Annotated in this window: 18 protein-coding genes and 1 pseudogene; 11 read left to right on the forward strand and 8 right to left on the reverse strand. The window is 69.6% G+C overall.

Annotated elements, in window-relative coordinates:
* Positions 1–209 precede the first annotated feature (209 nt).
* From ccrA to pssA, 7 genes are all read left to right on the forward strand, one after another.
* The gene (gene ccrA, locus IEY89_RS19810; protein ID WP_189148836.1) at positions 210–1,547 is read left to right on the forward strand and encodes a crotonyl-CoA carboxylase/reductase; all 1,338 of its coding nucleotides are present in this window, start codon (positions 210–212) and stop codon (positions 1,545–1,547) included.
* Between the two features lie 15 nt (positions 1,548–1,562).
* Positions 1,563–3,611 carry an ethylmalonyl-CoA mutase gene (locus IEY89_RS19815; RefSeq protein WP_189148779.1) on the forward strand — a complete coding sequence of 683 codons (2,049 nt, stop codon included), beginning with the start codon at positions 1,563–1,565 and terminating at the stop codon, positions 3,609–3,611.
* Complete coding sequence (locus tag IEY89_RS19820; protein ID WP_189148780.1) at positions 3,608–4,573, forward strand: HpcH/HpaI aldolase/citrate lyase family protein; 966 nt, start codon at positions 3,608–3,610, stop codon at positions 4,571–4,573. Before IEY89_RS19815 ends, IEY89_RS19820 begins: the two co-directional genes overlap by 4 nt.
* Positions 4,574–4,578: 5 nt before the next feature.
* A complete protein-coding gene (locus IEY89_RS19825) occupies positions 4,579–5,091 on the forward strand; it encodes a MaoC family dehydratase (RefSeq protein WP_189148781.1) in 513 nt (170 codons plus the stop codon).
* Positions 5,092–5,093: 2 nt separating this feature from the next.
* Positions 5,094–6,299 (forward strand): acyl-CoA dehydrogenase family protein, encoded by a 1,206-nt coding sequence (locus IEY89_RS19830; RefSeq protein WP_189148782.1) that lies wholly within the window; start codon positions 5,094–5,096, stop codon positions 6,297–6,299.
* Between the two features lie 169 nt (positions 6,300–6,468).
* On the forward strand, positions 6,469–7,125 hold the full coding sequence (locus IEY89_RS19835) for a phosphatidylserine decarboxylase (RefSeq protein WP_053747193.1): 657 nt from the start codon (positions 6,469–6,471) through the stop codon (positions 7,123–7,125).
* 16 nt (positions 7,126–7,141) lie between these two features.
* Positions 7,142–7,963 carry a CDP-diacylglycerol--serine O-phosphatidyltransferase gene (gene pssA / locus IEY89_RS19840; protein WP_189148837.1) on the forward strand — a complete coding sequence of 274 codons (822 nt, stop codon included), beginning with the start codon at positions 7,142–7,144 and terminating at the stop codon, positions 7,961–7,963.
* Between the two features lie 75 nt (positions 7,964–8,038).
* Here the strand turns inward: pssA and IEY89_RS19845 are convergent, their stop codons facing one another.
* From IEY89_RS19845 to IEY89_RS19865, 5 genes are read right to left on the reverse strand one after another with little or no spacing between them, the layout of a single operon-like run.
* Positions 8,039–9,310: an ABC transporter substrate-binding protein gene (locus tag IEY89_RS19845; RefSeq protein ID WP_189148783.1), complete on the reverse strand. Its 1,272-nt coding sequence runs from the start codon at positions 9,308–9,310 to the stop codon at positions 8,039–8,041.
* The gene (locus IEY89_RS19850; protein ID WP_373287262.1) at positions 9,307–10,407 is read right to left on the reverse strand and encodes a branched-chain amino acid ABC transporter permease; all 1,101 of its coding nucleotides are present in this window, start codon (positions 10,405–10,407) and stop codon (positions 9,307–9,309) included. Before IEY89_RS19850 ends, IEY89_RS19845 begins: the two co-directional genes overlap by 4 nt.
* Positions 10,400–11,290, reverse strand: a complete 891-nt coding sequence (locus IEY89_RS19855; RefSeq protein ID WP_189148784.1) for a branched-chain amino acid ABC transporter permease — start codon at positions 11,288–11,290, stop codon at positions 10,400–10,402. Before IEY89_RS19855 ends, IEY89_RS19850 begins: the two co-directional genes overlap by 8 nt.
* Positions 11,287–12,057, reverse strand: coding sequence for an ABC transporter ATP-binding protein (locus IEY89_RS19860; protein WP_189148785.1), 771 nt, complete (start codon positions 12,055–12,057; stop codon positions 11,287–11,289). Before IEY89_RS19860 ends, IEY89_RS19855 begins: the two co-directional genes overlap by 4 nt.
* Before the next feature lie 51 nt (positions 12,058–12,108).
* Complete coding sequence (locus IEY89_RS19865; protein ID WP_229695317.1) at positions 12,109–12,999, reverse strand: ABC transporter ATP-binding protein; 891 nt, start codon at positions 12,997–12,999, stop codon at positions 12,109–12,111.
* 196 nt (positions 13,000–13,195) lie between these two features.
* Between IEY89_RS19865 and IEY89_RS19870 the strand changes: the two genes are divergently transcribed.
* The gene (locus IEY89_RS19870) at positions 13,196–14,431 is read left to right on the forward strand and encodes a PucR family transcriptional regulator (protein ID WP_189148786.1); all 1,236 of its coding nucleotides are present in this window, start codon (positions 13,196–13,198) and stop codon (positions 14,429–14,431) included.
* Positions 14,432–14,460: 29 nt separating this feature from the next.
* Here the strand turns inward: IEY89_RS19870 and IEY89_RS19875 are convergent, their stop codons facing one another.
* A complete protein-coding gene (locus IEY89_RS19875) occupies positions 14,461–15,579 on the reverse strand; it encodes a glycerate kinase (protein WP_189148840.1) in 1,119 nt (372 codons plus the stop codon).
* 194 nt (positions 15,580–15,773) lie between these two features.
* On the opposite strand from IEY89_RS19875, the pseudogene IEY89_RS19880 reads away from it, so the two are divergent.
* A pseudogene (locus IEY89_RS19880) lies at positions 15,774–16,867 on the forward strand (ADP-ribosylglycohydrolase family protein).
* A 51-nt stretch (positions 16,868–16,918) separates the two neighbouring features.
* Entirely contained in the window at positions 16,919–17,410 is a 492-nt protein-coding gene (locus IEY89_RS19885; protein ID WP_189148787.1) for an NUDIX domain-containing protein, read from the forward strand.
* A gap of 20 nt (positions 17,411–17,430) precedes the next feature.
* Here IEY89_RS19885 and IEY89_RS19890 read toward each other — a convergent pair whose 3' ends face one another.
* Complete coding sequence (locus IEY89_RS19890) at positions 17,431–17,637, reverse strand: DUF2191 domain-containing protein (RefSeq protein ID WP_189148788.1); 207 nt, start codon at positions 17,635–17,637, stop codon at positions 17,431–17,433.
* A gap of 185 nt (positions 17,638–17,822) precedes the next feature.
* On the opposite strand from IEY89_RS19890, the gene IEY89_RS19895 reads away from it, so the two are divergent.
* Positions 17,823–19,472, forward strand: coding sequence for a recombinase family protein (locus IEY89_RS19895; protein ID WP_189148789.1), 1,650 nt, complete (start codon positions 17,823–17,825; stop codon positions 19,470–19,472).
* A gap of 189 nt (positions 19,473–19,661) precedes the next feature.
* Here IEY89_RS19895 and IEY89_RS19900 read toward each other — a convergent pair whose 3' ends face one another.
* On the reverse strand, positions 19,662–21,017 hold the full coding sequence (locus tag IEY89_RS19900; RefSeq protein WP_189148841.1) for a replication initiator: 1,356 nt from the start codon (positions 21,015–21,017) through the stop codon (positions 19,662–19,664).
* Positions 21,018–21,043: the final 26 nt, after the last annotated feature.

The raw sequence follows: 21,043 nt of genomic DNA on the forward strand, positions 1-21,043 counted from the left end.
GAGACCATGCGTACGTCGGCTGTCCCCGCAAACCCACGTGTTTGCGCGCCCGGCCGCCTGCGTCACAGGCAACCTCCCGCGCCACCACGCGCTGCCGAAGCACCACCCGCCGAACCGACGGCACGTCCGACACCCAACCCCCAGCAGCATCGACGTAACCCTCAGCGTCTTCCCTCAGGACGCCATTCGCCGGAGGCAATACCGTGACCGTGAAGGACATCCTGGACGCGATCCAGTCGCCGGACTCGACTCCGGCCGACATCGCCGCTCTGCCGCTCCCCGAGTCCTACCGTGCCATCACCGTGCACAAGGACGAGACGGACATGTTCGCGGGCCTCGAAACCCGCGACAAGGACCCCCGCAAGTCGATCCACCTGGACGACGTCCCGGTGCCGGAACTCGGCCCGGGCGAGGCCCTGGTGGCCGTCATGGCCTCCTCGGTCAACTACAACTCGGTCTGGACGTCGATCTTCGAGCCGCTGTCGACCTTCGGCTTCCTGGAGCGCTACGGAAAGCTCAGCGAGCTCACCAAGCGCCACGACCTGCCGTACCACATCATCGGCTCCGACCTCGCGGGCGTCGTCCTGCGCACCGGTCCCGGCGTCAATTCCTGGAAGCCCGGCGACGAGGTCGTCGCGCACTGTCTGTCGGTGGAGCTGGAGTCCTCCGACGGGCACAACGACACGATGCTCGACCCCGAGCAGCGCATCTGGGGCTTCGAGACGAACTTCGGCGGGCTCGCCGAGATCGCCCTCGTCAAGTCCAACCAGCTGATGCCCAAGCCGGACCACCTCAGCTGGGAGGAGGCCGCCGCACCCGGGCTGGTCAACTCCACCGCGTACCGCCAGCTGGTGTCGCGCAACGGTGCCGGGATGAAGCAGGGCGACAACGTCCTCATCTGGGGCGCGAGCGGCGGCCTGGGCTCGTACGCCACGCAGTTCGCGCTGGCCGGCGGCGCCAACCCCATCTGTGTCGTCTCCAGCGAGCAGAAGGCGGACATCTGCCGGAAGATGGGCGCCGAGGCGATCATCGACCGCAACGCCGAGGGCTACAAGTTCTGGGCGGACGAGCACCACCAGGACCCGCGCGAGTGGAAGCGCTTCGGTAAGCGCATCCGTGAGCTGACCGGCGGCGAGGACGTCGACATCGTCTTCGAGCACCCCGGCCGTGAGACCTTCGGCGCGTCCGTCTACGTCACCCGCAAGGGCGGCACGATCGTCACCTGCGCCTCCACCTCGGGCTTCAACCACGAGTACGACAACCGCTACCTGTGGATGTCCCTCAAGCGCATCATCGGCTCCCACTTCGCCAACTACCGCGAGGCCTGGGAAGCCAACCGGCTGGTCGCCAAGGGCAAGATCCACCCGACGCTCTCCAAGGTGTACTCCCTGGAGGAGACCGGCCAGGCCGCCTACGACGTCCACCGCAACCTCCACCAGGGCAAGGTCGGCGTCCTGTGCCTCGCCCCCGAGGAAGGCCTCGGTGTGCGCGACGAGGAGAAGCGCGCCCAGCACATCGACGCCATCAACCGCTTCCGGAACATCTGAGACCGGAGGTCACCGATGACTGAGCGTCAGCCCGCCACAGGCAAGCGGGAGAAGGACCGGCCGTGGCTCATGCGCACGTACGCCGGTCACTCCACGGCCGAGGCGTCCAACGAGTTGTACCGGCGCAACCTCGCCAAGGGACAGACAGGTCTGTCGGTGGCCTTCGACCTGCCGACCCAGACCGGGTACGACCCCGACCACATCCTCGCCCGCGGCGAGGTCGGCCGGGTCGGCGTCCCCGTCTCGCATGTCGGTGACATGCGCCGGCTGTTCCAGGACATCCCCCTGGACCGGATGAACACCTCGATGACGATCAACGCCACCGCCATGTGGCTGCTGGCGCTCTACCAGGTGGTCGCCGAGGAGCAGGGTGTCGACATCACCACGCTCCAGGGCACGACGCAGAACGACATCGTCAAGGAGTACCTGTCCCGGGGCACGCACGTGTTCCCCCCGGGACCCTCGCTCCGGCTGACGACGGACATGATCTGTTACACGGTCAACCACATCCCCAAGTGGAACCCGATCAACATATGCAGCTACCACCTCCAGGAGGCGGGGGCGACCCCGGTCCAGGAGATCGCGTACGCCATGTCGACGGCGATCGCGGTGCTGGACGCCGTACGGGACTCGGGGCAGGTGCCCGCCGAGAAGTTCGGTGACGTCGTCGCCCGTATCTCCTTCTTCGTGAACGCGGGTGTCCGGTTCGTCGAGGAGATGTGCAAGCTACGGGCGTTCGGGCGGATCTGGGACCAGGTCACGCGCGAGCGGTACGGCATCGAGAACCCCAAGCAGCGGCGCTTCCGGTACGGCGTCCAGGTCAACTCCCTCGGACTGACCGAGGCGCAGCCGGAGAACAACGTCCAGCGGATCGTGCTCGAGATGCTGGCGGTGACCCTGTCGAAGGACGCACGCGCGCGTGCCGTCCAGCTCCCGGCCTGGAACGAGGCGCTCGGGCTCCCCCGGCCCTGGGACCAGCAGTGGTCGCTGCGGATGCAGCAGGTGCTCGCCTACGAGAGCGACCTGCTGGAGTACGAGGACATCTTCGCCGGGTCGCACGTCGTCGAGGCGAAGGTGGCCGAGCTGGTCGAGGAGTCGCTCGCCGAGATCGGCCGCATCGAGGAGATGGGCGGCGCGATGGCCGCCGTCGAGTCGGGCTATCTGAAGTCGCAGCTCGTCGCCTCGCACGCCGAGCGGCGGGCCCGTATCGAGTCCGGTCAGGAGAAGATCGTGGGCGTCAACATCTTCGAGTCGACCGAGCCGAACCCGCTCACGGCCGACCTCGACGCGGCGATCCAGACGGTCGACCCGGCCGTCGAGGCCCAGGTGACGTCGGCGCTCGGGGGCTGGCGCGACACGCGGTACCAGCCGCCGTTCAACCACCCGCGTCCCTGCAAGGCGCTGGAGCGGCTGAAGGAGGCCGCGAAGGGCACCGACAACCTCATGGAGGCCACCCTGGAGTGCGCCCGCGCCGGGGTCACGACCGGTGAGTGGGCCGGGGCCCTGCGCGAGGTGTTCGGGGAGTTCCGGGCGCCGACCGGTGTCTCGTCGGCGCCGGTCGCGGTGGCCGCCTCGGAGGGCACCGGGCTGGCGCTGGTCCGTCGCAAGGTGGAGATCACGGCGCGGGAGATGGGCGTCGGCAAGCTCCGTTTCCTGGTGGGCAAGCCGGGTCTGGACGGGCACTCCAACGGTGCCGAGCAGATCGCCGTGCGGGCCCGTGACGCCGGGTTCGAGGTGGTCTACCAGGGCATCCGGCTCACCCCGGAGCAGATCGTGGACGCGGCGATCGCCGAGGACGTGCACGGCGTCGGCCTGTCCATCCTGTCCGGCTCGCACGCCCAGCTGGTGCCGGACGTGCTCGAACGGCTGCGTGTGGCCGGTGCCACAGACGTCCCGGTGATCGCCGGTGGGATCATCCCCCAAGGCGACGCCGAAAAGCTCAGGGCTGCGGGCGTGGCCGCGGTCTTCACCCCGAAGGACTTCGACATCACCGGAATCATCGGCCGCATCGTCGACGAGATCCGGAAAGCGAACAAGCTCGACCCCCTGGAGGTCCCCGCATGACCACGCCCGTCAACCGACTGCGTCCGCGACGCTCCTGTCTCGCGGTTCCCGGGAGCAACCCCCGTTTCCTGGAGAAGGCCCAGGGTCTGCCGGCCGACCAGGTGTTCCTGGACCTTGAGGACGCGTGCGCCCCGCTGGCCAAGCCCGAGGCGCGGCACACCATCGTCAAGTTCCTCAACGAGGGGGACTGGACGGGCAAGACGAGGGTCGTGCGCGTCAACGACTGGACGACCGAGTGGACGTACCGCGATGTCGTGACGGTGGTCGAGGGCGCGGGCCCGAACCTCGACTGCATCATGCTGCCGAAGGTGCAGACCGCCCAGCAGGTCGTCGCGCTGGACCTCCTTCTCACCCAGATCGAGAAGACGATGGGCTTCGAGGTCGGCAAGATCGGCATCGAGGCGCAGATCGAGAACGCCCAGGGCCTCAACAACGTCAACGAGATCGCGACGGCCTCCCCGCGCGTCGAGACGATCATCTTCGGCCCCGCCGACTTCATGGCGTCGATCAACATGAAGTCGCTCGTCGTGGGTGAGCAGCCCCCCGGTTACCCGGCGGACGCCTACCACTACATCCTGATGAAGATCCTGATGGCCGCCCGCGCCAACAACCTCCAGGCGATCGACGGCCCCTACCTGCAGATCCGCAACGTCGACGGCTACCGCGAGGTCGCCCAGCGTGCCGCCGCCCTCGGTTTCGACGGCAAGTGGGTGCTCCACCCGGGCCAGGTCGAGGCGTCCAACGAGATCTTCTCCCCCTCCCAGGAGGACTTCGACCACGCCGAACTGATCCTGGACGCGTACGACTACTGCACGTCCGAGGCCGGCGGCAAGAAGGGCTCCGCGATGCTCGGCGACGAGATGATCGACGAGGCCAGCCGCAAGATGGCCCTGGTCATCTCGGGCAAGGGCCGCGCGGCCGGCATGCGGCGCACGTCCAAGTTCGAAGCCCCGGAGGCCTGAGCACCATGCAGTTCGGACGCACCTACGAGGAGTTCGAGGTCGGGGCGGTCTACAAGCACTGGCCCGGAAAGACGGTCACGGAGTACGACGACCATCTCTTCTGCCTCCTGACGATGAACCACCACCCGCTCCACATGGACACCAACTATGCGGAGAACACGACCGACTTCGGCAGGAACGTCGTCGTGGGGAACTACATCTACTCCCTGCTGCTGGGCATGTCCGTGCCGGACGTGTCGGGCAAGGCGATCGCCAACCTGGAGATCGAGTCGCTGAAGCACGTGGCGCCGACCTTCCACGGCGACACGATCTACGGCGAGACGACGGTCCTCGACAAGACGCCCTCCCGGTCGAAGAACGACCGCGGGATCGTCCACGTGGAGACCAAGGGCTACAAGCAGGACGGCACGCTGGTCTGCGTGTTCCGCCGCAAGGTGATGGTGCCGACCGAGACGTACATCAAGGAGCGCGGCGGCGAGCAGCCCGGCCGCCCCCAGCTCAGGGAGCAGGAGAAGTAGCCATGGCGCGACTCGCCCAGACCGCCGGTCTGACCGACATCCAGCAGGAAATCCTGTCCACGGTGCGGGACTTCGTGGACAAGGAGATCATCCCGGTCGCGACCGAGCTGGAGCACCGCGACGAGTACCCGCAAGCGATCGTCGACGGCCTCAAGGAGTTGGGCCTGTTCGGCCTGATGATCCCCGAGGAGTACGGCGGTCTTGGCGAGTCGCTCCTGACGTACGCGCTGTGCGTCGAGGAGATCGCGCGTGGCTGGATGTCCGTCTCCGGGATCATCAACACGCACTTCATCGTGGCGTACATGCTCAAGCAGCACGGCACGCAGGAACAGAAGGACCACTTCCTGCCGAGGATGGCGGCGGGCGACACCCGCGGCGCCTTCTCGATGTCGGAGCCGGCGCTCGGCTCGGACGTGTCGGCCATCACCTCCAAGGCGGTCCAGGACGGCGACGAGTACGTCCTCAACGGCCAGAAGATGTGGCTGACGAACGGCGGAACGTCCAACCTGGTCGCCGTACTCGTCCGAAGTGACGAAGGACACCCGGAGGGGACCGCGCCCCACAAGTCGATGACCACCTTCCTGGTCGAGAAGGAGCCGGGCTTCGGTGAGGTCCGGCCCGGGCTCACCATCCCGGGGAAGATCGACAAGATGGGCTACAAGGGCGTCGATACCACCGAACTCATCATGGACGGACTGCGAATTCCGGCCAATCGTGTTCTCGGTGGCACCACCGGCCGGGGCTTTTACCAAATGATGGACGGCGTTGAGGTGGGACGCGTCAATGTGGCGGCGCGTGGCTGCGGCGTCGCTCAGCGTGCGTTCGAACTGGGTGTCCAGTACGCCCAGCAACGGCACACTTTCGGCAAACCGATCGCCCAGCACCAGGCGATCCAGTTCAAGCTGGCCGAGATGGCTACCAAGGTCGAGGCCGCCCATGCGATGATGGTGAACGCGGCACGCAAAAAGGACTCCGGTGAGCGAAACGACCTCGAAGCGGGGATGGCGAAGTACCTCGCCTCCGAGTACTGCAAGGAGGTCGTGGAAGACGCCTTCCGGATCCACGGCGGCTACGGCTTCTCCAAGGAGTACGAGATCGAGCGCCTCTACCGCGAGGCTCCGATGCTGCTGATCGGCGAAGGTACCGCCGAGATCCAGAAAATGATCATCGGGCGAAGGTTGCTCGAAGAGTATCGATTCCAGGGCTGATTGTTCTTTTCGGGGTGTTTTGTTCGAGAACAACATCACACCCCGTCAGCGCTCTTCAGCCGCCGACTCCGCTTCCTGGCTTACCCAGTTGTGGCGGCGAGCCGCTACGATCGACGGAAAGCCGCCGTCCCCTGATACAGCGCGGCATCATCCGCTACGAAGGTCATCCATGCCCCACAGCCAAACCTCTGCACCTCGCGACAGCCTGGCAGGCGTACGCCTGGCGCGCGGAGCATCGCCGTGGCTCCTCCCGACCGTCGCCACCGCAGCCCTCAGCCTGGTACGCGCGCGCAAGTCCGGCGCCGCCAAGGCCGTGGCCGTACCCGCCACCGCGCTGGCGGCGGGCATGCTGTGGTTCTTCCGCGACCCCGAGCGCGAGATCACCCAGGGCCGGGTCATCTCGCCCGCCGACGGCGTGGTCCAGAGCATCATGCCCTGGAAGGACGGCCGTACCCGCGTCGCGATCTTCATGAGCCCGCTCAACGTACACGTCAACCGCGCGCCCCTCTCCGGCACGGTGACGTCCGTCGAGCACATCCCCGGCGGGTTCGTTCCGGCGTTCAACAAGGAGAGCGAGAACAACGAGAGAGTTGTCTGGCACTTCGACACCGAGCTCGGTGACATCGAGATGATCCAGATCGCCGGTGCGGTCGCTCGCCGCATCGTCCCGTACGTTCCGCAGGGCACGAAGGTCGAGCAGGGCGACCGGATCGGCCTGATCCGCTTCGGCTCGCGCGTCGACATCTATCTCCCCGAGGGTGTCGAGGTCGCGGTCGAGGTCGGCCAGAAGACGGTGGCAGGGGTGACTCGCATTGACCGTGATTGATCCCGAGACCCAGTGGGTGCCGGAGGCCGACGAGGTGGGTGACGACGAGGAGGAGATGCCTCTTTCTCTCCGCCTCTCAATAGCGGACACCCTCACCCTCGGCAACGCCACCTGTGGCTTCATGGCGGTGTACTTCACCACCACGGGCATCCTGATCCCGCACCTCACCGGCAGTGACGAGTCGGGCATGGCTCGTCACTCGGCGGCGACCGCGGTGATCCTGATGCTCTGCGCGGCGGTCTTCGACCTCTTCGACGGTCTGGTCGCCCGCAAGCTGCGCTCCTCCCCCATGGGCGCCGAGCTGGACAACCTCTCCGACCTGATCAGCTTCGGTCTCGCGCCGGCGTACTTCGTGCTGGTGTACGGCATGGTCGCGGACGACGCGTACCAGAAGGTGGCGGCGGTCGGCGCGATCGTCGTCCTGCTCGCCGTGGTGCTGAGGCTCGCGAGATTCTCGTGCGTGACGGTGAAGGACGGCACCTTCCAGGGCATGCCGAGTCCCTTCGGCGCCCTGACGGTCGTCTCGATCGTGCTCCTGGAGCTGCCGTTCGTGGCCACGCTCATGGCCATCGTCGGCACCGCCTGGCTGATGGTGAGCCGGGTCGAGTACCCGAAGCCGCGGGGTCCGCTCGCGATCGCGATGATCGCCTGGATCGTCTCCGGAATGGGCCTCCTGGCGGCCTGGGCCTTCGACGCCCCCGGCGGCCAGCTCCTCCTCCAGACCGGCTGCGCCCTGCAGCTCGTCCTGGGCGCGGTGATCCCGCTCTTCGCCACGGCCCGCCGTGTGAACAACTTCCGCGGCAACCGCCGCGAGGCACGGGCGGCACAGCTGCCGTAGCACCCGCGCACAACGCGGAGGGCCCCGAACCGGACGGTTCGGGGCCCTCCGCGTTGTGTGCGGGCTTCCTCGGGCTCACGCGCCCGGCGAGTAGCCCTCCGCGACGGACGACGCCTCGGACTCCCGTACGACCTTCATGCCTCCTGTCACGCCCTTGTCGGGCTGGAGGATCACGCTCTCCTTGGAGGAGGGGGCCTTCGGGTCGGTGAAGTCCTGCGGGCTGCCGAAGCCGACGTCGAACGCGTCGATCGTCAGCAGGGCCTTGTCCACGCCCTCGCGGGTGAGGTCCTTGTCGGCGCAGGCCTTCTTCAGTGCCTCGCCGAAGACGGAGGCCGCCGACCAGCCGGCCACCACACCGTTGTCGAGCGAGTCGCTCGGGTACGCGGCCCGGTAGTCGGCCACGAGTTTCTTCGCCTGCGGGGTGTCCGCCCCGATGGGCAGAGAGGGTGAGGCGACCCAGTAGTTCGCGGACAGGGCCGGGCCCGCCTGGGTGGCCAGGAGCTGCGGGGCGAAGGCCGAGTTGTTGCCGATGACGGGAACGTTGAAGCCGCCGGCCGCTGCCACGCCGACCAGCGAGGCGGCCTGGCGCGGGCCGGCGCTGATCACGACCGCCTTGACGCCCGCCTGTTTCAACGCGGCGACCTGGGCGGTCATGTCGTTGTCGGTCGGCTTGATCTTCTGCTCGACGATCGTCAGCCCCGACTTCTCCGCCATGTACTCGGCACCGGCCAGGGCGCTCTCCCCGTAGTCCCCCTCGAAGTAGACATGACCGATCTTGTCGCCCTTCTTGATCCCCTTCTCATTGATCAGGAAGTCGATGGCATTGATCGTCTCAACGTCGTACGTTGACCCGATCACGCGTATGTACGGACTGCCGAGCAGCGACGCCGCCCAGGCCTGCGGCAGCACCAGGACCTTGTCCTGGCCGTCGATGCGCTGTTTCACCGCCGCGACGAACGGCGAGCCGATGAACTGGGCGAAGCCCAGCACCTTCGGTGCCAGCTCCGTGTAGCCGGAGACGGCCTTCTGCGGGTCGTAGCCGTGGTCGCGGACCGTCAGGGCCACCTGACGGCCGCAGACGCCTCCGGCGGCGTTCAGCTGCTTCACGTACAGCTGCTGGGCCTGGGTGACGCTCTTGCCGAGGGTCGCGTAGACCCCGGTCATGTCCGTGAGCGCGCCGAGCGTGATCGTCTTGGCGGACACTCCCACGTCGGTCTTGACGCCGCCCGCCGAGGCCGAACCGTTGTCGCCCCCGTCGTCGTCCTTGGCCTTGGAACTGCATCCGGCCACGGCGAGCAGCACGGCGAGCGCGCCCGCGGCGGCTCGGGCCGCATTTCTCCTGGTCATCGTTCCTCCCCTGGTTTGCGTCCGAAGCGGCGCCGGGCGGCCACCCTGACCAGCCCGCCCGGCAGGAAGAGCACCACCGCCACGATGGCGGCGCCGTACAGGTACCGGGACGCCTCGCCAGGTGCGATCCCGCCCGTGCCCGGGGCGGAGACCAGCGGCAGGGCGTCGCTGTAGCGGGTCAGCAGCTGCGGCAGCAGCGAGACGAAGGCCGCGCCGACCACCGCCCCGGAGACCGAGCCGAGCCCACCGATGACGATCATGGCGAGGTACTCCAGCGAGAGCGTGATGCCGAAGTAATCGGGCACGGTCCGCTGGAAGACGAGGGCGAGCAGTACGCCGGCCAGCCCCGCGTACATCGAGGACAGGACGAAGACGGCGGCACGGTAGCGGGCCACGGGCACCCCGATCACCCCGGCGGCGATGCGGTGGTCGCGGATGGCGTTCATGGCCCGTCCCGGCCGTCCGCGCAGGACGCCACGGGCGAACAGCGCGCCCCCGAGCAGGAGGACGAGTCCGGCGTACCAGAGCTTCTCGGCGGAGCCGAACGGCACGTTCGCGACGAGGAGTTCACGGTCGTCGAAGGTCAGGCCGAAGAGGCTCAGTGGCGGTACGTCACGGCCGTTGAAGCCGCCGGTGAGGTCGCGGGCGTTGAACAGGACATGCTGGCCGATGAAGATCAGGGCGATGGTCGCGATGCCGAGGTAGGGGCCGCGCAGGCGCCCGGCGATCGGGCTGAACAGCCCTCCCGCACCGCCCGCGACCAGCGTGGCCAGCACGACCGCGAGCCAGGTGGGCAGCCCGAGCCCGGTCAGCCCGTCGCCCCCGTCCGCGGCGAACACGCAGTAGCTGTAGGCGCCGACCGCGAGGAAGAAGGCGTGGCCCATGGAGAGCTGGCCGGTGGCGCCGGTGAGGAGGTTGATGCCGATGGCGCCGATCGCGGCGGCCATGGCGAACAGGCCGGCCTGGAGCCAGAAGCGGTCCAGGTAGAACGGGAGGGCGAGGAGCAGGAGGGCGCCCGCTGCGGCCGTGCAGGTACGCGCGGCCGGCCGGCGGAGCACGCGCCGGGGCTTGGCCTGGGTGGCGAGGAGGTCAGACACGGGCCGGCTCCTTCGTGCCGAAGAGCCCGGCGGGCCGGACGAGCAGGATCGCGACCATGACCAGATAGGGCGCGAGGTCACCGAGACCCCGGCCCATGAAGGCGAGGTCGCTCTGGTAGCCGGTGGCGAGGGACTCGGTGACGCCGACCACCAGGCCGCCGACGAGGGCACCGGTCGTGGAGTCGAGGCCGCCGAGTATGGCGGCCGGGAAGGCCTTGAACGCGGCGAGGGAGGTGGCCCGTTCGAGACCCGGGGTCGGGAAGACGGTGAGGAAGAGGGCGGCGACGGCCGCGAGTCCGCCCGCGACGGCCCAGGCGCCGAGCGACACCCGGCCCAGCCTGACGCCCATGAGGGCGGCCGTCTCCGGGCTCTCGGCCGCCGCGCGCATCGCCACGCCCCAGCTGGTGTACCGGAAGGCGAGCAGGAAGACGGTGATGAGCAGGGCCGCGGCGACGAAGGCGGCGATCCGGGTGTGCGCGAGCGAGATCGGGCCGAGGGTGAGGACCGCGTCGCCCCAGGGGTCGCCGAGCGCGAGGACGTCCGTACCGAGCCGCCGGGTGAGTTCGGTGGTCAGCAGGATGTCGACGCCGATGGTGACGATGGCCAGCACACTGTGGTCACCGCCCCGGGCGCGGCGCATCACCAGGAACTCCACGGCCGCGCCGATGAGCGCGGCACCGGCGATTCCCGCGAGCAGCGCCGGCCAGAAGCCGATGTCGTCGTGGAGGGAGGCGGTGACGTAGCCGCCCGCGAGCAGCAGTGAGGCGTGCGCGAAGTTGACGACCTCCGTGGCCCGGAAGATCACGACGAAGCCGAGGGCGATGAGGGCGTAGACGCTGCCCATGGAGATGCCGTTGAGGAGCAGCTCGGCGAAGGTGCTCATGGCGTGGCCTCCTCACCGAGATAGGCCCGTACGACGTCCGGGTCGTTCTGTACGTCCGCCGGGGCCCCGTCCGCGATCAGCCGGCCGAAGTCCAGGACCGTGACCGTGTCCGCGAGTCTCATCACCACCCCCATGTCGTGCTCCACCAGGACGATCGAGATGCCGAGGCTGTCGCGGACCCCGGCGATGACGGCCGCGACCCGGCGCCGTTCGTCGGCGGTCATCCCGGCCACCGGTTCGTCGAGGAGCAGCAGCCGTGGCTCCATGCACAGGGCCCGGGCGAGTTCCGCGAGTTTCTGCTGCCCGTAGGGCAGGGAGCCGGCTGGGCGTCCCAGGTACTCCTCCAGACCGACGAACTCGGCGATCTCCCGCACGCGCGCGCGGTGTCGGCGTTCCTCGTGCGCCGCCGACGGCAGCCGGAGTCCGGCGGCGACGAAGCCGGTCCTGGTCAGCCGGTGGCGGCCGAGCAGCAGGCTGTCCTCGACGGTGGCGTGGGGCGGCAGGGCGAGGTTCTGGAAGATACGGGCGACTCCGAGGCCGGCGATGCTGTGCGGGGACATGCCGGTCAGCTCGTGCTCGCCGAAGCGGACGCTGCCGGAGGTGGCCCGGTAGACACCGGACAGGACGTTGAAGCAGGTGGACTTGCCCGCGCCGTTGGGACCGATCAGGGCGTGGACGGTGCCGGGGCGGACCGTGAAGGTGACGTCGTCGAGGGCGAGGAGGCCGGCGAAGCGGACGGTGAGGTGATCAACGTTGAGGGAGGGCACGGCACGGTCGTCAATGGTGGACGTCGGCCCGTCAACTCTGGTCAATGTGGATCAACTCTCCCATCTGGTCAACCTCGGCATGGACGGCGTCAACCCGGGTACGTCCGCCGCCGCGTCCTCGTCCACCACGCCCAGATAGCGGCGCCGTACCTCGTCGGAGGCGGCGAGTTCCGCGCTGGGGCCGGAGAGGGTGACCTCGCCGACCTCCAGGACGTACGCCCGGGTGGCCAGCCGAAGGGCCAGCGCTGCGTTCTGTTCGACGAGCAGGACGGAGGTGCCCTGGGCGTTGATCTCGCGCACGGTGTCGGCGATGCGCGCGGCCATCAGCGGGGCCAGACCGAGCGACGGCTCATCGAGGAGCAGGACCTTGGGGGCGGCCATGAGGGCACGCGCGACGGCCAGCATCTGCTGCTCGCCGCCCGACAGCAGCCCGGCGCGCTGCTGGGCGCGCTCGGCGAGGACGGGGAACAGTTCGTGCACGCGGCGCAGGGCGGCGGCCCGTTCCACGCGTCCACCGCTCGCGCCGAGGGCTCCGGCGCGCAGATTGTCGGCGACGGTCATCCGGGCGAACACGCGCCGCCCTTCCGGCACTTGGGACACCCCGGCGGCCACCACCCGGTCGGGGGCGAGCCCGTCGATGCGGCGTCCGCCGAGCGTGACGGTGCCGCCGGTCGTCGCTCCGCCCTGGAAGGAGAGGGTGCGGCTGATGGCCCGCAGCAGCGTGGACTTGCCCGCGCCGTTGCCGCCCAGCACCGTCACGACGGCAGCCTCGGGCACCTCCAGCGACACCTGACGAAGGGCGCGCACGGGCCCGTACCCGACCGACAGGTCCCGTACGACGAGATCGGCACCGCCCGGAGAGCCGCCCGAGGTCCCGCCCGGAGACCTGCTCGCGGAACCGCCCGGGGAGCCGCCCGGAGATCCCCTTGTTCCACCGCCCATGGCGTCGCTCCTCCCGCACACCCGTCCGGTGTGGCGCTCAGCCCAGCACCGGGGCGGGCGTCCGTCCACGGGTCGCGGCCGAAAATCCGCCGAAACGTGGCCGGGGACCAGCGGACTCCGCCGCCCGTTGTGCGCGTGCACAACACTGCGTGTCAGGGGCCTGCCGAAGGGGCGCGGAGGGTGGCATCCTCCGGTCATGGGACCGCGCAGAAGGCGTACGGGACATGACTGGCAGGTGCTCGCCGAGTCCTGCGCGGCGCTTCTGGAACGGGTGCCGGAGCTGGTGGACGAACATGTGCGGCAACTGTCGGAGCACTCCCCCGTCTACGGCCAGGTCCTCCCGTACGACCAGCAGTGGCGGGAGGCGGAGGAGGCGATGCGGATCGGCATCGGGACGATCTCCGCGCCCCGGGGCGCACCGCGCCGCGACCTGGAGTACGCGGAGGACGCGGGCCGGCGCCGGGCCCAGCAGGGGCTGCCGCTGGATCTGCTGGTGCACGCGTACCGGAGTGCGGGCTACCTGGTCTGGGACGCGCTGCTGGAGGGGGCGGGCGGCCAGGAGCCGGAGCGGCTCGGCGTGCTGATGCGGTCGGCGACCCTGGTGTGGTCGGCGATCGACGCACAGGCGGCGACGGCCTCGGAAGCGTACCGGGCGACCGAGATGGAGTTGCGGCGGCGTACGGACGAGCAGTTGCAGGCGTTGCTGGACGCACTGCTCGACGGTCAGGAGTCGCCGGGGCTGGCGGCCAGGGCAGCGGCGGGGCTCGATCTGCCGGAGCGGGGCGCGTACGCGGTGGTGGTGCTGCGGGCGGAGCGGCGGGACCCCCGGGAGGCCTTCCACCGGCCGTTGCGGGGCGCCGGGTACCGGTTCGTGTGGCGGATGCGGGCCGACCGGGAGGTGGGCGTGGTGCTGCTGGGGCCCGACCAGGGGCTCGACGCGGTGGCGCAGGCGCTGAGCGGGCGGTGCTCGGGGGCGGGCGGGATCAGTCCCGTCGTACCGGGGCTGGCCGAGCTGGGGCGGGCCCGGCGGCTGGCGGAACTGGCGTTGCGTACCTGCCCGCCGGACGCGAGCGAGGTCGTACGCCTGGATCAGCGGATGCCGACGGCCCTGGTGGTGAGCCAGCCGGAACTAGCGGACCGGCTGGTCTCGGCCGTCTTCGGCGCCCTGGTCGGGCTGGAGCCCGCCGACCGGGAGGTGCTGCTGGAGACGCTGGATGTGTGGCTGGCCTGCGAGGGGTCGGCGGGACGGGCGGCCGGGCGGCTGTACTGCCACCGCAACACGGTGTTCAACCGGCTGCGGCGGCTGGAACAGCTGACGTCCCGGTCACTGGCCAGGCCACGCGATCTGATCGAGATGACGCTGGCGCTGGACGCGTACCGGTTGTCGGGGCCGGCGGGCGCGCAGGAGGAGGCCGCGCGCCTCGCCCAGTGACGCGGTCGGCGCCCTACGGGGCACAGACCTCAGACCAGGAAGTCCCGTCCGATGTTCTCCGCGACCCGCTCCAGGAGTGGCCCGGCGTCGGCGACGCACTTGGCGATGTCCGGCTCGATCTCCGTCAGGGGGTACGCGCGTCGGATGCCGGCCCGGCCCAGTGCCTCCGGGCGCAGGGCGAGGCGTCCGCAGACGGCGATGACCTCGCGGCCCTGGGCCCGGGCCGCCGCCGCGACACCGGCCGGGGCCTTGCCGTGCAGGGTCTGCTCGTCGAGGGAGCCCTCGCCGGTGATCACCAGCGTGGCGCGGTCCAGGGCGGGCGCGAAGCCGAGGACGTCGAGCATGACCTCGATGCCGGGCCGGAACCGGGCGCCGAGGACCAGAGCGCCGTAACCGATGCCGCCGGCGGCGCCCGCGCCGGGCGCGGCGGCGTACTCGGCGGCCTTCGCGCCGAGCGCCGTCTCCAGGACCTTGGCGTAGTGCGCGAGGGCCTCGTCCAGGGCGGCCACGTCGTCGGGGGAGGCGCCCTTCTGCGGGCCGTACACCGCGGGGGCGCCCTTCGGCCCGGTCAGCGGGTTGTCCACGTCGCTGGCCAGCACGAGATCGACGTCCACGAGGCGGGAGTCGAGGCCCGAGAGGTCGGCGGTGGCGAGTCCGTCCAGCCCGCCGCCCCCGGGCGGCACCGGCTCACCGTCGGCGTCCAGGAAGCGTGCGCCGAGCGCGGAGAGCATGCCCGCGCCCCCGTCGGTGGTGGCGCTGCCGCCGACACCGAAGACGATCGTGCGCGCGCCCGCGTCCAGAGCGGCCCGCAGCAGTTCGCCGGAGCCGTACGTCGACGCCGTGAGCGGCGCGAAGACGCCCGCGGGCAGCCGCTGCAGTCCGCTCGCCTCCGCCATCTCCACCACGGCCGTGCCGCCGCGCAGCGCGAACGCCGCCGTCACCTCGTGCCCGAGCGGCCCGGCGACCCGTACTTCGCGTCGCTCGAACCCGGCGGCGACCGCGGCGTCCACGGTCCCGTCGCCGCCGTCTGCCACGGGCAGCGACTCGACCTCGACACCGGGGGCGGCCTTGAGCAGCCCTGCGGTCACCCGCTCGGCGACCTCCACAGCCGTCAGTGACCCTTTGAACTTGTCGGCGGCGATCAGCACCCGAGCCGTCCGCACACCTGCCCGATTCGCCGTACCCGCAGCGTCCGCCACCCTGTACTCCCCTTGCTCTCGGCCCCGTACCGTCAGGGCAGTCGCGCCGCTGCGACCTTAACCGCACGACACCCGCCCCGTCATGCCTTCCCCGCCGCTCACAGCCTGCGCATCCGTGCCGCGCGAAGTGGTAGACCGGACACATGGCCCCAGCAGGCACCGGGCCCGATGTCGCCGACCGCGTTCTCGGCGGCCGGCTCGGCCGGATCGCGGGCAGCATGCTCGGCAAACCGGTCGAGCGGGGCGACTACTGGACGCGCGACCGCATCGACCGCTGTCTGCGGCGCGCCGACGCCCTGCCGCTCACCGACTACCTGCCCGAGCCGCCGCCCGGCAGAGAGGACGGGGAAGGTGGGACGGACGGCTTCGAACTGCGCCCCGAGTGGCGTCAGTGCGTACGCGGCCGGATCCACGGCAGTTGCCGTGACGACGACGTCGACTACGCGATCCTCGGCCTGGCCCTGCTGGAGACGCACGGTTTCGACTTCAGCACCGAGCAGGTCGGTGAACTGTGGCTGCTGCGGCTGCCGTTCCTTCAGACGTTCACGGCGGAACGCGCCGCCTACCGCGACCTCACGGCCGGTCTCAGGCCGCCGTTGACGGCCACGTACGACAACCCGTACCAGGAGTGGATCGGCGCCCTGATCCGCGCCGACATCTACGGCTGGACCTGTCCGGACGCCCCGCACCGCGCCCCCTACCTCGCCCGCAGGGACGCCGTCCTCTCCCACACGGGCAACGGCGTGTACGGGGCGATGTTCGCGGCGGCACTGATCTCGGCGGCGTTCACCGCACCCACCGCGCGGGACGCCCTGGACACGGCGCTGACGGTGGTCCCGGCGAGCAGCCGGCTGGCCCGGACGGTGCGCCGGGTCGTGTCGCTGCACGAGGCCGGGACCGCCTGGGAGGACACGGGCACGGTCGGCGGGGAGACCGCCGGGCTCGGCTGGATCCACACGGTCCCGAACATCGCCGTCCTCACCGCCGGACTCCTGTACGGCGACGGCGACTTCACCCGCACGTTCACACTGACCGTCCGGGGCGGCCTGGACAGCGACTCGAACGGCGCGACCGCGGGCTCGGTGGCCGGCGCGTACTGCGCGGCACGCAGGCGATCCCGAGCCGGTGGAAGGACCCGCTGGAGGACACCGTACGGAGCGCGGTGTTCGGCTTCGACGGGGTGCGGATCAGTGAACCGGCGGAGCGGACCGTGCGGTTGGGACACCCGCGGGTGTGACGATACCCCGACGGCCCCCGATCGCCGTCCTCCCCTGGTTACGCTTCGCGGGTGACCATCCAAGACTTCGCCACGTACATCGCCGGCCTGCCCCGTGTGCTGGCCGGGGCCGCCGCGCTCTTCCGTGACGCCGACGGCCGGATCCTGCTCGTCGAGCCCAACTACCGTGAGGGCTGGGCCCTTCCGGGCGGGACGATCGAGTCGGACGACGGGGAGACGCCGCGCCAGGGCGCGCGCCGGGAGACCCTCGAGGAGATCGGCCTCGACCGGGAACTCGGCCGCCTGCTGGCCGTCGACTGGGTCCACATCGCGGGCCACCCGCCGCTGGTGGCGTACCTGTACGACGGTGGTGTCCTCGGCGAGGACGAGCTCAAGTCGATCAGGTTGCAGGAGGAGGAGCTGCTGTCGTGGCGGCTGGTACCCCGCGAGGACCTCCCCGAGTACCTCCAGGGCTCCCTGGGCCGCCGGGTCCTGCACGCCCTCGACGTCCTGGCGGAGGGCGCGGGAACGGCGGAGCTGGAGAACGGCAGCCGGGTGGCCTGACGAGTACCCCAGGACGCGGTTCAGCCCTGGACGTCCGGCGGCTTCACATCGTCCCCCGCCCACCGCGCGTCGTCGCGATCGGCGACCCGGGCCTCCGTGCGGTGTCCGCGCGCGATGTAGTCACGTACGACGAGTTCGACGGCGTCCTGGGGGTTCCCTACGCCCGCGAGCACCATGACTTCGACGACGAGTTCGGCGTCGAGCGAGACGGAGACCTTGGCTGTCATGGGCGGACACTAGCACCGGCCGCCTGCCCGTACACCGGCTACGGGTGACGGCCCCGGGTGGTTAACCGGTCGCCGCCCCGAACCCCGGGACCTACCCTCGGCAACATGACCAAGCCCCTCGTCGCCGTTCTGAGCGGCGCCGGCATCTCGACCGAACAGAGCATCGGCGGAAGTAACCTCGCGCCATGACCGATGACTTAGTACAGCGAGCGCACTGGGGTGATCTGGAAGGCCAGAACTGGGCAGTACTGGTCCGGCTGTCCCTGGAAGCTGACGACGAGGAGTTGTCCGCGACGGCCCCGGGCAGGAAGCAGGACCGCCCCGCCAGCAACGGCGAGAAGTGGCGTCCAGCTACCGGCCGGGACATCAAGAGCCGTGAGGAGCAGGAGAAGGACGCCCGCCGGTTCGTCGAGAGTCGCGGAGGCCGGTACGTCTACACGTACGAGGAACCCGACACGTCGGCGTGGAAGCGGAAGAGGGTGCGTCAGCCGGACGGGACAGTCGCCTACCGCGTGATACGCCCGGTGTTCGAAGGGGCGTTAGCCGACCTCAAACGCGGGATGGCTCCGGACGGCGAACGGCTGGACGGGCTGATCGTCTACGACATTGACCGTCTGACGCGCGACAACCGGCACCTTGAAGACGCGATCGAAGTCGTGGAGAACTTCCGCCGCCCGATCATCGATATCACCGGCACGCTCGATCTCCTCACCGACAACGGCCGCACGGTTGCGCGCCTGTTGGTGACGGTGGCCAACAAATCGAGTGCCGACACAGCGCGTCGTGTTCGCCGCAAGCACCGGGCAATGCAGCAGGCTGGCATCCCCACGGGCAGCACCCGCCCCTTCGGTTACCAGAGGGACAAGCGGACGCTTGAGCCCAAGGAAGCCGCCGCGATCCGCAAGGCGGTTGAGCGCATCATCACCGGGGCGTCCCCCCGGGCGATCGCAGCCGACTTGAACAAGCGAGGCATCACCACGACGCTTGGCAACACGTGGAGCAAGGACACTGTGAAACAGGTACTCCGGAACCCTCGTATCTGTGGTTATCGGTCAAAGAAGGTCGGAGAGTTCAATCCGGAGACGGGAACCGAGAGTGTCAGGGTCGAAACTGTCCTTGATGACGACGGAGAACCAGTCAGGGGCCAGTGGACCCCGATCATCTCGGTAGCCGACTGGGAAGCCGTCACGGAGGCCATCGGCCGCAGCCCCGAACCCGGCGCCGCGTACAACGCCCGCAAATACCTGGGAACAGGCGTCCTTCGATGCGACAAGAACGGGTGCGGAAGCCGCTTGCGTGCCCAAAAAGCCCCTGCGAGCAGGAACAAGCCGGAAGGGTTCTTCTACTACACGTGCCCCGACAAGCGGAGCGGGTACGGATGCGGCGGTGTCCGGGTCTCTGGCCCGGACACGGACAAGGCACTCAAGATGCTCGTGATCACCAAGTACGAGGAAGAGGCTCAGGACAGGGCGGCCACGGCGGTTCCCGATGAGTGGAACGGCGAGGAGGAGCTTGCCCGGATCAGGGAAGACGTCGCCGACTGGACCGAGCAACGGGAACAGCGGACGGTCAGCAAAGAACGCTACTTCGCGTTCCTAGCGAAGGCCGAGGCGTCGGAACGCCGACTGGTCAAGGAGCGGAACGAGTGGCGCCGCCGTGCACTGCGCGTCAAGGGTGAGCCGGTCGACTTGCGCCGCGTGTGGGATGACCTTGACTTCGTCGAGCGGCATGCATACGTGGAGAAGACGCTGTTGACCGTACTGGTCAGTCCGGCTGTCAGGCCTGGAGGCCCTGTCTGGAACAGGCTCACGCCCATCTATCGAGAAGAAGACTGATCGTCTCAGCACCAGCTCACCGGGCCCGTCACGGCAGCCGTTTGCCGGAACGGGCCCGAGTCGTTTTCACTTCCAGACCAAGAATCGCGTTCATTTGCCGCCAACGGGCATCCGACCACTTCGGAGCTTTACGGGCGTGCTCTCTGGCCCACTCCCACCCGGCCACTTCAGCGCTTTCACGTCTGCCTGTCAGCGGCCCTCCTCACCGAGCACAGCCCGTCGCTCTTCTCGGGATTGAGCGAGGTCCTCGGCGATTCCTGCGGCGATGAGTGCGGCGCCGGAAGTGTGGCCGGAGCCGACGTAGCGCCAGTTCCGTTCGGTGACTGTGTCGGGGATGTCGGTGTGGCCGACGTGGTGGGCGCGTTGGGCGCGGAGGGCCGCGTATGTGGTCGAGTAGGCGCGGGACTTGGTGAGGATGTGGCCGCGATAGCCGAGGGTGTGAGTCCAGGCGCGGAGGCGGAGGGGCTCGTATTCGGGAAGTCCGCCGAGGCGCCAGCACACCCGCATGAGGGTGCGCACGTGCTCGGTGACGGGTGCGGCGTCGATGTCGTCGCAGGTAGTGACGGTGTGGTCGGTGCCGGCGCCTGTCTCGCTCGCGCCTTTGGTGACGTATTTGGCGACGTACGCGGCCACGGCGTCGTCGTCGGGTCCGTCGCCGTCGGTGTGCAGTTGCCGGGCGTCGACCTGGATGCCCCAGCGCAAGGCCAGCTCGCCCACGGCCGGGCTGTAGGGAGTGCGGACCAGGACCCGACCGGCGGAGCCGCGTACGGCGTCGATGAGCAGTTGAGCAGTGCCCCAGGCCGGGGGTTCGTCGCTGGCTCCGTTCCGACCGTCCAGGCGGACGACGGCATGCACGTGGACGGCCGCGCGCTTCTGGTATTCGGCGACGCGGGCGAAGGACAGTCGGGCGTGGTCGGCGAATCGGGACTGTACGAGGCCGACGGAGGAGGCGAGACGCCGCCGGACGTCGATGACGAACCGGTCCCACAGCTTGGAGGCGTGCGCGTGCCACAGCACGTGGGCGGTGTAGTCGTAGCAGTCGGCGCACAGCGGTTGACCGATGGCGGGTGCGTCCGGGGCGTGGGCGGCGCCGCAGCCGAGGGTGCGCCCGTGTTCACAGGTTCCGCCGTCACGGCGCGGTCGGCAACGCTCGTTCCCGGCACGATGGACCGGCCCGAACGAAGGCGCAGTCAAAGTGACGAAGAGCCGGGGACGGTTGCGGACCGTGGCGGGAATGTTCTTGCCGCCGAGGAGGCCCGCGCGGACGAGGTGGTAGGTGTCGCCCGCATGGAGTCGGGAGCAGGGGGCGCAGACACTCGCCCGCCGGTTGCGGCAGCGGACGGAAAGCCGTTCGCCGGGTTCGGTGCGGGTGTCGTAGTGGCGGAGGATCTCGCCCGTTGCCGTATCCAGAGTCGTTGTCGACCCGGAAAGGTGAACAGGGTGGGCGCAGCCGCCGGTAGCGGTGATCTGCTCCAACCAGCGCACGAAGTGAGTGTGTTGGACGATGCGGAGTGCGTCTCGGTCTGTTTCGGGGAGTTGGCGCAGGCGCGCCGCGCGGTCGAGGACGGCGC

Origin of the sequence: Streptomyces lacrimifluminis, assembly GCF_014646095.1 — a bacterium.
Taxonomy (GTDB): Bacteria; Actinomycetota; Actinomycetes; order Streptomycetales; family Streptomycetaceae; genus Streptomyces; species Streptomyces lacrimifluminis.

Coding starts and splice junctions, on each gene's coding strand:
- IEY89_RS19815 (WP_189148779.1), top strand. CDS start 1,563: ATGACTGAGCGTCAGCCCGCCACAGGCAAGCGGGAGAAGGACCGGCCG.
- IEY89_RS19820 (WP_189148780.1), top strand. CDS start 3,608: ATGACCACGCCCGTCAACCGACTGCGTCCGCGACGCTCCTGTCTCGCG.
- IEY89_RS19825 (WP_189148781.1), top strand. CDS start 4,579: ATGCAGTTCGGACGCACCTACGAGGAGTTCGAGGTCGGGGCGGTCTAC.
- IEY89_RS19830 (WP_189148782.1), top strand. CDS start 5,094: ATGGCGCGACTCGCCCAGACCGCCGGTCTGACCGACATCCAGCAGGAA.
- IEY89_RS19835 (WP_053747193.1), top strand. CDS start 6,469: ATGCCCCACAGCCAAACCTCTGCACCTCGCGACAGCCTGGCAGGCGTA.
- IEY89_RS19845 (WP_189148783.1), bottom strand. CDS start 9,310: ATGACCAGGAGAAATGCGGCCCGAGCCGCCGCGGGCGCGCTCGCCGTG.
- IEY89_RS19855 (WP_189148784.1), bottom strand. CDS start 11,290: ATGAGCACCTTCGCCGAGCTGCTCCTCAACGGCATCTCCATGGGCAGC.
- IEY89_RS19865 (WP_229695317.1), bottom strand. CDS start 12,999: ATGGGCGGTGGAACAAGGGGATCTCCGGGCGGCTCCCCGGGCGGTTCC.
- IEY89_RS19870 (WP_189148786.1), top strand. CDS start 13,196: ATGGGACCGCGCAGAAGGCGTACGGGACATGACTGGCAGGTGCTCGCC.
- IEY89_RS19890 (WP_189148788.1), bottom strand. CDS start 17,637: ATGACAGCCAAGGTCTCCGTCTCGCTCGACGCCGAACTCGTCGTCGAA.
- IEY89_RS19895 (WP_189148789.1), top strand. CDS start 17,823: ATGACCGATGACTTAGTACAGCGAGCGCACTGGGGTGATCTGGAAGGC.